Annotated in this window: 10 protein-coding genes; 5 read left to right on the top strand and 5 right to left on the bottom strand. The window is 43.7% G+C overall.

The annotated features are described in order from the left end of the window. The first annotated feature begins 137 nt into the window (after positions 1-137). Entirely contained in the window at positions 138-1,283 is a 1,146-nt protein-coding gene (locus tag AC2VE5_RS21795) for an alpha/beta hydrolase family protein (RefSeq protein ID WP_486889782.1), read from the top strand. A gap of 15 nt (positions 1,284-1,298) precedes the next feature. Here AC2VE5_RS21795 and AC2VE5_RS21790 read toward each other — a convergent pair whose 3' ends face one another. The 5 genes from AC2VE5_RS21790 to AC2VE5_RS21770 all read right to left on the bottom strand — a co-directional run bounded on the left by AC2VE5_RS21790 (position 1,299) and on the right by AC2VE5_RS21770 (position 7,539). Continuing rightward, positions 1,299-2,345, bottom strand: a complete 1,047-nt coding sequence (locus AC2VE5_RS21790; RefSeq protein ID WP_486889781.1) for a translocation/assembly module TamB domain-containing protein — start codon at positions 2,343-2,345, stop codon at positions 1,299-1,301. Positions 2,346-2,406: 61 nt separating this feature from the next. Continuing rightward, entirely contained in the window at positions 2,407-6,324 is a 3,918-nt protein-coding gene (locus AC2VE5_RS21785) for a translocation/assembly module TamB domain-containing protein (protein ID WP_486889780.1), read from the bottom strand. 1 nt (position 6,325) lies between these two features. Then, complete coding sequence (locus tag AC2VE5_RS21780; RefSeq protein ID WP_486889779.1) at positions 6,326-6,901, bottom strand: DUF3611 family protein; 576 nt, start codon at positions 6,899-6,901, stop codon at positions 6,326-6,328. Positions 6,902-6,937: 36 nt separating this feature from the next. Beyond that, positions 6,938-7,159, bottom strand: a complete 222-nt coding sequence (locus AC2VE5_RS21775) for a PDZ domain-containing protein (RefSeq protein ID WP_486889778.1) — start codon at positions 7,157-7,159, stop codon at positions 6,938-6,940. Then, entirely contained in the window at positions 7,150-7,539 is a 390-nt protein-coding gene (locus tag AC2VE5_RS21770) for a hypothetical protein (protein ID WP_486889777.1), read from the bottom strand. Before AC2VE5_RS21770 ends, AC2VE5_RS21775 begins: the two co-directional genes overlap by 10 nt. 608 nt (positions 7,540-8,147) lie before the next feature. On the opposite strand from AC2VE5_RS21770, the gene AC2VE5_RS21765 reads away from it, so the two are divergent. The 4 genes from AC2VE5_RS21765 to AC2VE5_RS21750 form a co-directional block, all read left to right on the top strand. Beyond that, positions 8,148-8,924, top strand: a complete 777-nt coding sequence (locus AC2VE5_RS21765) for a hypothetical protein (protein ID WP_486889776.1) — start codon at positions 8,148-8,150, stop codon at positions 8,922-8,924. A gap of 126 nt (positions 8,925-9,050) precedes the next feature. Further along, entirely contained in the window at positions 9,051-9,902 is an 852-nt protein-coding gene (locus AC2VE5_RS21760; RefSeq protein WP_486889775.1) for a hypothetical protein, read from the top strand. Positions 9,903-10,315: 413 nt separating this feature from the next. Continuing rightward, the gene (locus AC2VE5_RS21755) at positions 10,316-10,645 is read left to right on the top strand and encodes a four-helix bundle copper-binding protein (RefSeq protein WP_486889774.1); all 330 of its coding nucleotides are present in this window, start codon (positions 10,316-10,318) and stop codon (positions 10,643-10,645) included. A gap of 126 nt (positions 10,646-10,771) precedes the next feature. Continuing rightward, positions 10,772-10,940, top strand: a 169-nt coding sequence (locus tag AC2VE5_RS21750) for a transposase (protein WP_486887409.1), incomplete at its 3' end; no start/stop codon positions are given.

Genomic DNA, 10,940 nt, shown 5'->3' with positions numbered 1-10,940 from the left:
TTACTTTCTGCTTGACTGTCTCTAGGTCTAGATGAGGACAGGCTTGCGTTACTTGACTCCTGTACATTTATCTTTGCCAAAGTTCTCTCTATTTAATACTCTACTACCTCTGACCACAACTTAGTATCAGGATTGATTTGGCGCGGAGCGTAGACATTGCTGAAGAGCTAGAAACTCTTGTTGAGCGCACAAATCAAGCGATCGCACTTGTCAAGCAACAATCATCAACTACTGCCAAGTCAAATGTTAATTTATCCCAACTTCCAGACTTACGACGGCGGGGAAGATTTACTTGGAACAAGCAAACGCTCACACTATACGATCGCCGACGAGAACGTCGCTACCAAGCCGATCTCTATCTTTCTCAAATCGATGCAGTAGCGCCAGTAATTGTCATCTCTCACGGTTTAGGCTCAGAGCGAGAAACCTTTGCATATCTAGCGCAACAACTGGCTTCCTACGGCTTTGCTGTAGCGGTTCCCGAACATCCAGGTAGCAATGACGAACAATTACGATTACTTTTAGCTGGCAGATCCAATCGCGTAACCGAACCCAACGAATTTATTAATCGTCCTCTAGATATAAAATATTTACTAGATGAACTAGAACGCCTAGATGCTGCGAACCCCAACTTACAGTTGAATTTACAACAAGTAGGAGCGATCGGTCAGTCTTTTGGGGGCTACACAGTCCTGGCGCTAGCAGGTGCTGACCTTAACTTTGAGCAATTGCAAGCAGATTGTAGCAATCTGGAAAATTCTTTAGATGTATCGCTACTACTCCAGTGTCGAGCCTTGGAATTGCCTCAGGCTGACTATAATTTACGCGATCCTAGAATTGACGCAGCGATCGCTATTAACCCAATTACTAGCAGTGTCTTTGGCAAAGCTGGGTTGAGTAACATTAAAATTCCAGTAATGATCGTCAGCAGTAGCGCCGATAGAATTGCTCCGGCTTTAGCAGAACAAATTTTGCCTTTTACTTGGTTGAATAACCCAGAAAAATATCTTGTTTTACTTGAGGGTGGAACTCACTTTTCTACCCTGGGCTTTAGCAATCCAGAAACAGACCCCATACCTATCCCGGCTCGAGTTATTGGTCCAGATCCAGCGATCGCGCGTCGCTATATTAATACTTTGAATGTAGCTTTCTTCAAAACCTATCTCACTGGAGCGTCCCTATACCGACCCTATTTAACCGCAACTTATGCCCAAACTATTAGTAGAGAGCCTATAAAATTGAGTTTGGTGCGATCGCTAGATTTGGCACAACTAGAAAATTAGTGGTTGTCAGTAACATTAAAACCGTGTTTCATACTCAACTAAGGCTCTACTCTCACCAGAAAAATTAGTTGAACCTCGCACTAATAAATCATCATTCAAACGGTAAAGTAGATTGAATCGGAAGGGTTGGTCGGCAGCAACTACCCCGGAGGCAGAAACAGAAAAGTTATCCGTGACATCAAATACTCCCTCCACCGCTAAACTAAGTACCGTAGCTTCTGATGCTGGATCGGTGACAATAGTAGGAAACACGCGCACTTCACTTAGTCCAATAGCTTCACCTATCTGATTAAAGTTACCTTGGAGGTTTGTAAACAAAGCAGAACCAGCTAAGTTGAGCAGCCCTAATGTACTATCTGCTTGACCCAGAGTATTTACAAAGCTACCGCCAATTAAGGCAACAATTTCTGACTCACTACGGCTAGGATCGCTAGTCAATTCTAAATTTTCGGTTAATTCATCGGCTGGGCCTGTAACTCTTGCTTGAATGCGAACCGTCTCAAAACTCCCAAAACTTGTTATTGGCACGTCAGCAATCTCACCAGACAAAGGCGAACTGAGAATTGGGCTGCGAGTGACTTCTGGAACCCTAGCAACTAGCCGGATATCTAAAATGGGGTTGAGTCCTCCACTAGGAGTAAATATAGCGGTTTGTTCGTAGCCACGATCTAGGGTGAACTGAGTAGTAAATAAATTCACTTGTCCTCCCACCAAACGAATGACTCCTTGGGGGCGGGGATTAGCTAAAGTGCCAGTAAGCGTGATGTCGCCTTCGGCTTCAAAGCTAACTAAAGGCTGACGGGTGACACGCACATCTTCGCCCAAAATCAACTGTAGACTTGTAAATTCTAAAGTTTCACCGCTTTCAGTTCCATCCTGCACTCCTGGCTGGACTGGTGCAGAAGTAACAGTAGGGGATTCTCCAAGCGATACTTGACCATCCATTAACCGAATTGCGCCGCCGATTGCCGGATCTAGCGCTGTTCCCGTAACTACAACATTGCCACTGACACCTCCTCGATATAGTCCTCTAAGATTCAAGTTTAAGTTGTCTAGAGACACTGTGAGAGGATTGGTTACGGCTTGCTGATACCAAGTTGCGTTCTAAAAAATCATCCTTAATTCAGGAAAAGTGGCTATACCCCAGGAACCCTGCTGCTATGTCGGAGCGCAACTTAGTATGACTTGCAAAAATTGGCAGAATTCCTGCCGCCGTCAACTGTCCTTGATTGTATTGTGCTTGAAGATTTTCCACGATCGCGCGATCGCCCTCAAACCTGACTATCCCTGTAACATCGGTCAGTGGTTCTGGTAAAGCCTGAGATTGCAAGGTAGCATTATCAACGGTAGCGATTCCCGTGACCACTGGTCGATCCAACGTGCCTTGTACGGTTATCTCTAATTCTCCCTGACCTTCTACCCAAGTTACGCGATCGGTAAACAAGTTTAGCAGTGCCAAACCTTCATCTTGAACATCAACATTTAAGCTGATTTGATTGCTATCGGGCTGGACTGAGGTAAAGGGAAGCCCCACAGGTACGCTACCTATAACTTCAATCGGTTCTGTCCCACTGACTAACACGGTGCTGTCAAAATTTAAACGAGCATTGTTATAGTTAAGACTCAGTTGGGCTGCTTGCACCGCCTGCTCGTTCAAAGTACCTTCTACTAGCCTTACCTCTCCTACTGCCCTGGGATTATCTAAACTACCTGCTAGGGTTACTTGAGCATTTAGTTCGCCAGCAACTTCTACAGGTAATTCTGGCAAGAAAGGTTCTATGGTTGCTACAGGTACGCTTTCTACTTGCAGTTGTCCCGATAATTCTTCTCCCAACTGTCCTGTAAATGCCAGAAGCCCGTCACCCAAATCAATTCTGAGCGGTAGCAGTGTCAAAACGCCATTTTCATAAGTACCTCTAGCAATAGCTTCGTCAATAGCATACTCGCCCCATTCCCAATCTTGACCTAAAAGAATGAAATTGACATCTAACCCAGACTGCAAAGAGCCAGCTACAACAATTTCTCCACTAATCGTCCCGTCTAATTGAGCAAGTTCTGGTAGTGGTGATGCCTCGTCACTCGGCATCCTCTGTTGCTCTAATAAAACTTCAATTTCTGAAAACCGCCGCAGTTGCGTTAATAAAGAGGCTTTAGGTAAGCCAACAGGGACAGGACGAACCACCTCAGCGTCAGCAAAAACTGGTGGTTGCAATCCTCCAGAAAAGTCTTGCAAATCGTAGACCGCCAGCGCTTGTAAGACATTCTCAATTTTGGCTCGGTCAAAGCTAATTTGAAACTGGCTTTCGCTGACGGTGGATAAGTTGCCACTTAGGGCTATACGACTGTCACCTAGCTGCAAGGCTCCCTCTGTCAAGCTGATAATTCCATCGGCAAAACTAAAGCGCCCTTGAAATTTATCGGCTGTAATTCTACCAAATCGAGGTTGAGCGACTTCTATATCTCCTACTGCTGTAGAATCGGCTAAATTAATCTCTACGTTCCCCGATAATTCTCCGGCAACTTGCCCCAAATCAGCAGTAGCGCCAGGGATAAGATTTTGGAGGATAGCTACAGGAAAGTCTTGGACATTGACAAGTAGGTTCTCGCCCTCAGTTCTACCTGTTGCTACGGCTTCATCTTGGCGGACAGTAAAGGAAACCGGGCGATTATTCCCATCAAGATTTACTGCAATCCGGTCTTGTGTCCCCGTTACCTCTAATTGCGTTCCTTGTCCTGGCTGAAATTCTAAGTTTCCTGTTAAAACTGGGTCAAAGGCTAGATTATTTACCCTCAAGTTCTGGAGTCGAATATCGCCTACCACATTTGGGGCTTGCGGCGTTCCGGTAATTTGCCCTGTAAAATCCGTTTGACCTGCCAGCGTGACGTTACCAGGAAGCTCAAAGGGGAGATTTTGGAGGTTGAGATCCTGCGCCTGTACATTTAGATTCAGTCCAGCGATTTGAGGTGCTGCTCCTTCTAAGCGAATGGGGATAGTTCCTTGGGCGCTCAAACCGGGGGCGGTTGCTTGTTGAACTACAATCTGTTCGCCATTCCATCGTATTTGTGCAGTCAGGGGTTGCTCGATAAATGCTAATCCTTGGGAAAAACGCACCTGTCCTTGGGCTTGAATGTCAGATAGCTCAAAAGAATCCGTATTTCCTGCTAAACGCAAATTACCCCTAAGTTGTCCCCGCAAGTCCTCCGATAACTGATTGAGTTGTAATTGAGAAATATTGGCAGCCGCTTGCCAAGAACCATCATCAAGGTCGATGTTATTTAGGCTAACTGTTCCTCCGGCTACATCAAGGCTTGCTTGTCCTTCGACTTGGATGTCTGCAAGCTCAAAAGAAGTTCCCGATAGGCGTAAATTGGTGCTAAGTTGTCCTTCCAACCCTTCAGAAAACTGGTTAAGAGCTACCCCAGAAGCATCAACCACTGCTTGAAACTGACCGTCGGTAATCTCTCCGCTTGCCTGAACTGTACCACCCGCTACCTTGAATGCAGCATCTCGTAATAAGATGTTTCCGCCATTGGTAACGACAACTTCTGCCGTCCCAGGGTAGGTAGCTTCCGGTGCTTGCACCTCTATCACTGTCTGGAGATCACCCGTTGAACCTGTAATTTCAGCCTTTGCTGATACATCACCAATAGTGATGGGAAGCGAAGCATTATAAAGTTGGGCGATCGCATCTGCTGGTACATTTTTGGCTGACAGATCGAAATCTAAGCCTCTTTGAGCAGTAAGATTGATGCGACCATTTCCAGTAATCTGACCGCCAGCAACTGGGAAAGCTTGAATATTAGTAAATGTTAGGGTATTTGCAAGCCTAAAGTCAGTGGTTATTTTCTTAAAAGTTACGCGATCAATTTGTGTAGGCTTGATGGTACTAACAGTCCCTGACACAATTGGTTGGGAAATAGCCCCGGTTACTTGCAAATTAGCTTGCACTGCTCCAGCAATTTTGACTGGAGGTTTAATATTAAATGTGTTGAACAAGTTTCCGACAGTAGCCGATCGCACAAAACCAGTAAGATTGTATCCTTTCTGAGTATTGATAGTACCGTTAATCTGGGTAGGCAAGCTACCATAGCGCGTACTTACATTTTCTAAGGCTATTTGTTGCCCTTGAAAAGTTAACATCCCCTGGGTATTTGTGAATTGTTGGGGAACTTGAGCAATTTTAGCCGTGACATTCTCCAGTTGAGCCGTTCCCTGCAACGATACTGGTTGATTTGGTCGCAATTGCACCTTTAGATCACCATCTACTCGACCCCTCTGGATATTTAGAGGTAATTTGATTAAGCGATCAATTTCCGTCGCTAACAAGTTCTCAGCTTGGATTGATAAGTTGGTTTGCTGACTTTGAGGACGAAATTCTCCCTCTATTTTCAGATTGCTTTTTTGACCAGATTGAGCCGCCAATTGAAAGGTAATCCGTTGATTGTTCTCTAAAAATCTAGCTACGCCGCTAACTTCATCAAAGGTAACTGGAACTCTAGAATTACCTGGTTCTGGAGTAGGAACCAATACTATATCAGCATTACGAACTCGAATAGCCTCCAGTTGAATTGCGATCGCACCCGAACCCTCAGTAGTAGCAATATCAGTTTCTACCCAAGTACCATCTTTTTCCTGTTGGATGTAAACATTGGGCTGGACTAACGTCGCTTCTAGCTCTAAGGTCTGATTTAGTAACAGTTGCCAAAAGTCAAAATTTACTTCTACAGATTGAGCAACAAGGCGATCGCGATCTGTAGGGGTTGCAGGTATTGATAATGAGTCAAACTCAATACTATTGAAAGAAACAGATTCTACTTCTCCCAACTGTATTGGACGCTTTAGCGATCGCCTAAGATTTCTTTCAATCAACGGAGCCAATTGATTGTGGACAAAGTGCCAACCCCACCAAGCACCGCCGATAATTCCTACTAACAAAGTTAATCCTAGAGCAATAACAGGGCGACTTAGCAGTAGAAGTCGTAAACGATGATGCGAACTAGAATGCGGTTCGTTATCTGAAGAATTTGGGGAGTGCGTCATCTCAATCTAACCATTCAATTAAGCCAAGCGAAGTAGCACCTCCTACCAGATGAGCGCCAATCAAGTTCACATTTGCTAATACTACAAAAATATCTAGCGAACGAATCACATTTTCCGGTCTATAAACTGCTACCCCTTGGGGGATTGCTAAAGAGCGTGCGAGTAGTGCGATCGCGGTTATTTCAGATGCTAAAAACGCTAATAGTAGTCCTACAGCACTAATAATCAACCCAATTTGTAATACTCGAACTACGTCTTCTCGTCTCGGTTGAATTTCTATATCTGGTGATTGCAAGCGTCGAGCTAAACGTCTATAACGAAAAGCGAAATAAATTCTCACAGCCAGTATTAAAATTCCTACTGTTCCTAAAAAGATGCCCAATCCAACTGCGGGATTATCTGTTTGTGTAGTAGTAGAGTTGCGACTAAAAATAGCCAACAACAAAACTATTCCCGAAAAGCCTCCCAGCGCTAACTGTATCCAAAAACTAAATCGGCTGACTATGCGAAAAGTAGCAGCGAATTTTTGTTTAGTTGGAGCAGGTAAATAGGAATTTAATTTATTTGATGTATTCATGATTGTTAAAGGAGAAATGAGGTGATTTTTACTACTTCAATTAGATGTAGCAGGGGGTAATTGTTCTGGCTTGATTGTAAGAGTTTGAGTTAAACCGTTCCTCTGTAATTGGATAGGGATGGTATTGCCTAAAGGCGTTGACTCTACTTGGTCTTGTACTTGCTCGGCGTTTTGAATTTGTGCTTCTTTAATTTGAGTAATAATGTCACCTGGACGTAAACCAGCCCTTGCTGCTGGAGAGTTACGCGCTACATCCACAACCAAAACTCCCTCATTCCATCATTACTAACAATAAATCCAGAGCCAACACCGCGTTGAACTCGTTGCTGGGGCGGGAGGAATTCTTGACTAAAAAAACGAAAACGCTCAATTATTGGATTACCAAAGCTTGACGGTACATCTACAGTCCTAGTAGCGTCAAGTCTTACTACTGCTTGCCCTACGTCTTGGACGACATTAGCAATAAAGTTGAGATTGTTCGGCGCAGCCGTTTGGGGCACAGGTTGTTGGGGCGCAATAGTAGCTCTTTGTCGCGTATCGACGCATCCACTGCTACTACCGACTATTAATACCGCCATATAGAACGCAGGCTGGTTAATAAAGTGTTTTATCTTCCTACTTAGTTGCCTTCGTTTCATCTTGAGTTCCTTGCAACACTGCGATATCCAATAGCTAGCTTTTGCCCGCTATTAAATTAATTAGTAGATGTCTAAGGAGCGCGATCGCTATTTAAACAAGTCTGCATCATAGCTAGTTCTAAATTTTAGGCAGCGATCGTGGAAAACTAGGGGAGATTGTACTTTTGGCAGAAGATCCTACTTAAGGCTGAGGCTGCCAGGTATTTCAAGTATGTCTGAGGTAAAGGGTTTTAGTAATAACTAGAACTCTCCACGAGTTTTCCACTATTTGACTTTAAGTTTTAAGCTATGTTCGCTCTAAACCTAAACCATGAAAATTCATAACATAGGGTCAAATAACTTGCTCTAAATCCACATCTTCTAGTTGAAACATCAATAATTTCTTAATTTTAAAGCCGCGCGATCCAGAGGATAAAGACAATTCTTATACTAAAATTTTTTCATCCTTGGTCAAGATATCAAGTTGGTATATGAGTAGTTTTTTTTGAATACCGAAATAAACTAGAAAAAGCACGAATTTCTAGAAAAACTAAGTATAGAAATTAACTTCAGATCGGCTTAGAAGCAAATATTGAATTGAAAAAGTCCCACAAGTTGAGGAAATAATTATGAAAAGATCCAATCGGTCAAAACCAAACAAAGCTAGAGTATTGAACAGTGTCTTTGGTGGTTTGTTACTTGGTTTGCCAACTATTCCTTTGGTAGCAGTAGCACAGCCTGCCCAAGTTCTCAACCCTTGCCCCAAAATTTACTACGAAGAACCTTTCAACAATAGAAACTTAGTACCAGAAGGCTGTCCACCGAACGCAGTCACTCAAAGGCTGAGAGGCACAACCGATCCCTTGACGGTGAACCAACAGCCAAGTGATACCGTTGCTGGACAAAGAAGCCCAGGTCTGCCGGGAGCAAATCGGACACCCAATGCCATTGTTCCAGCAGATGCCCCAACTACACCTAGTCAGCCTGGAGTATGTGTTAGGGGAAATCTGCCAGCGACAACTAATCCTCCTGGCACACCAACAACTCTACCCGTAAAACCACCATTACCAGAGAATCGCAGCCAAGCAGTTGCTACAGTAATGCCCATGAATGGCACAGTTAGTGTGAGATTAAAAAACAACACTAATGCGCTTGTAACTTATGAAGCAGTTGGATATACTCAACGTCGAGTTTTACCAGGTGGGCAAGAAACGGTATTGCGAAACTTACCTGTACCTGTAACGGTGACATTTGTGCGGCAAGATGACGGTTTTGTAGAAGCCTTGCCCCTGTCTGCATCTAAAGATGGAGTATTAGAGGTGGGCTTGAGTGAAGATGCCAGCCCCCTCGATAGCAACCAGGGCGTTCTCAGAATTCAAAAAGATGGTCAAGTTTTCTTGAACTAAATTAGTTGAATCAACCAGAGACGTAGAAATTCACGTCTCTAAATCCGCTAATTATCTACTGGCACAGTAGTAGCGCAGAAATCAAGATATTATATTAACACCATAGGGTGTAAGGAGATTTTCTCAATGTTGAATAAAGTTTGGAATACCAAAGGTGTGATCGCACTAGCACTAGCAGCAGTCATTCTTCCAGGTTGCACCAACCAGTTAGAAGCAAATAGACCCGCCGCTAATACACCTGCATCCCCGACAGGCAACGTGACAACAGAGGAAGTTACCGATAATACTGCTCAACTAATCGGTAAGACGGTAACTATAAGAAGCGAACCCGTCGCCAAAGTTGGTAATAGCACCTTCACAGTTAGCGACGAGGAATTTTTTGGCAATGAAACAATCCTGGTTGTAAACGCTTCAGGACAGCCCTTAGTTCTCCCTACTGACGATACAGAAGTTCAAGTGACAGGTGAGGTACGCAGATTTGTAATAGCGGATGTCAATAGAGACTACGATTTTCTAGATTTGGAGCCAAACCTCTATGTAGAGTACGAAGGTAAACCAGCAATTATTGCTCAATCTGTTGCACCCGCGCCTAAACCAGGGGAAATTACTTCAAATCCCAGTCAGTATTACAACAGAACTCTAGCTGTAACTGGTGAAATTGAAGAAGTCCTCAGTCCAACTTCATTTACCCTAGATGAAGATCAACTATTTGGTGCTAGCGATTTACTGGTGTTAGTAGCCAATCCTAGAACAACTACCGGAACAGCCAATAGACCAGTCAACAACGCAGTTAAAGAAAATGAGACTGTTGCCGTTACAGGTGTGCTTCGCCCCTTTGTTGTTGCTGACCTTGAAAGAGATTATGACTTAACTTGGGATTTAGATTTGCAAAAAAAATTGGAAGCAGAATACAGTACTAGACCCGTACTTGTCGTTCAATCGATCTATCCATCAGCAATTCCCGACGCTGCTAAATAAGTTTGCTTTGAGCAGAAATTTGGCATAGGCAGTGGTGAGTCCATAAATAATAACAGCGTATATGGTGCAAACTTGCATCTCTGCGCTGTGCGTATATTTATATTCTTTACGTTCAGAGGCGTTGCTGATTCCATAATGAAATCTGACAGATATAGAACTTAAAGCTCTAATTCTTTCGTATACAAATGCCTGAAAATCATCACAGTTTCAGCAACGCCCGTTCAAAAAATTACCGAGAAAAATTAGAGTATAGCAGCTTATGTGCATGGCGATGTCTACTAAAAAAAATGAAATCAGAATGAAATGCTTGTCTATCAAGCGATAGAGATTGTTATTGCCTCACGGGACAGAGATATAAGCGATGAGCAATTTGTATATTCTCGAACAAGTAAGTATTTGCCTAGGAGAGTTTTATGCCTCATCAACAATATCAAACCAGTATTGACGCTGCAATTCATTGTGCTTATGAATGCGAACACTGCGCCGATGAGTGTTTGGGTTCTATGCCAGAATGCGCCCGCCTTTGCGGTGATTGCGCTCAGATATGTTGGGCGATCGCAGTTATGAACTGCAATTCTCGTTTTATTCCAAATATCGTTCGTGCCTGTATAGATATCTGCGAAGCCTGTGCTAGCGAGTGCGAGAAGCACGATAACCCACACTGCCAGAAGTGTGCTAAAGCTTGCCGTCAAGCAGTGGAAGAATATCAAAAGATTTCAGGCATCGCCGCAGCAAGAGCATAATTGATTCCGAACTAACGATCGTTGGGGTAAACCAGATGATAAGACATGGTAAGGGACATATAGAACCCATTTGACATCTTTCCCTGGAAGGAAGTAACGTTAAGGCAAAAACATAATGCAGATGCCATGCCGTACCAGAGCAGCCTCACCGACGAAGAGTGGAAAATAATAGAACCTTTACTACCTAAGATCCTACCGCCGAAGAAGCAAACAAGACCTTCTAACTGGAGCAAGCGCGAAATCTTGGATGGCATCTTTTATCAACTGAAAAATGGTTGTAACTGGCAAGACTTGC

It is taken from the genome of Aliterella sp. E5.1, assembly GCF_057473825.1.
This window is presented reverse-complemented; position numbering and strand designations above follow the sequence as displayed.

What these genes read in the sequence shown, in the direction of transcription:
- AC2VE5_RS21770 (WP_486889777.1), bottom strand. Translation starts at nt 7,539, where the DNA reads ATGAAACGAAGGCAACTAAGTAGGAAGATAAAACACTTTATTAACCAG.
- AC2VE5_RS21760 (WP_486889775.1), top strand. Translation starts at nt 9,051, where the DNA reads ATGTTGAATAAAGTTTGGAATACCAAAGGTGTGATCGCACTAGCACTA.
- AC2VE5_RS21765 (WP_486889776.1), top strand. Translation starts at nt 8,148, where the DNA reads ATGAAAAGATCCAATCGGTCAAAACCAAACAAAGCTAGAGTATTGAAC.
- AC2VE5_RS21780 (WP_486889779.1), bottom strand. Translation starts at nt 6,901, where the DNA reads ATGAATACATCAAATAAATTAAATTCCTATTTACCTGCTCCAACTAAA.
- AC2VE5_RS21755 (WP_486889774.1), top strand. Translation starts at nt 10,316, where the DNA reads ATGCCTCATCAACAATATCAAACCAGTATTGACGCTGCAATTCATTGT.
- AC2VE5_RS21785 (WP_486889780.1), bottom strand. Translation starts at nt 6,324, where the DNA reads ATGACGCACTCCCCAAATTCTTCAGATAACGAACCGCATTCTAGTTCG.